Raw genomic sequence first — 985 nt, forward strand, 5'->3', positions numbered from 1 at the left:
CGGTATCGGTATGAATCGTGATGATGTCATTAACCACTTAGGTACGATTGCCAAGTCAGGCACTGCCGAGTTTATGTCTAAGCTAACAGGTGATAGCCAGCAAGATTCTCAGTTGATTGGTCAGTTCGGTGTTGGGTTCTATTCCGCATTTATTGTTGCCAAGAAAGTTGATGTATTCACGCGTAAAGCGGGTACAGATAAAGCGGAAGGTGTTCACTGGAGCTCCGAAGGTGAAGGTGAATTCACCATAGAGAATATCGAGCGTGCCGAGCGTGGTACTTCGATTGTGCTTCACCTGAAAGAGGAAGAGGCTGAGTTTGCTAACGGCTGGAAGCTACGTAGTCTGGTTAAGAAGTATTCTGACCATATCGCCTTCCCGGTTGTGATGAAGTCTGAGCCAATGCCTGCTGAAGAAGGTAAAGAGCCAGAAGAGCCAAAAGACGAGACAGTCAACGAAGCCACAGCGCTTTGGTCTTTGTCTAAGTCTGAAATCAAAGAAGAAGAGTATCAATCTTTCTATAAGCATATTTCTCATGACTTCCAAGAGCCACTAACTTGGTCTCATAACCGTGTTGAAGGTAAATTGGACTACACAAGCTTATTGTATATTCCTTCAAAAGCGCCTTTTGATATGTACAACCGCGATGTACCGAAAGGGCTCAAGTTGTACGTTCAGCGTGTTTTCATCATGGATGAAGCTGAGCAGTTCCTGCCTCTGTACCTACGGTTTGTTAAAGGTATTGTTGATACTCGCGATCTTTCGCTGAACGTCTCTCGTGAAATCTTGCAGAGTGACAAGACCGTTGAAAGTATGAAGACTGCTTTGACCAAGCGTGTTCTTGATATGTTGACCAAGATGGCGAAGAACGATGCTGAAAAGTATCAGTCTTTCTGGGATGAGTTTGGCCAGGTAATCAAGGAAGGCTTGGCTGAAGACTTTGGAAATAAAGAGAAAGTTGCCGGTTTATTACGTTTTGCGTCCACT

General features: G+C 44.6%; 1 protein-coding gene. It reads left to right on the plus strand.

Annotation, left to right across the window (positions count from 1 at the left end; translation table 11 throughout):
• Positions 1-985 (plus strand): molecular chaperone HtpG (gene htpG / locus A3756_RS23600; protein WP_156490729.1); only part of this gene is annotated, 985 nt, incomplete at both ends.

This window comes from Oleiphilus sp. HI0086, assembly GCF_001635225.1.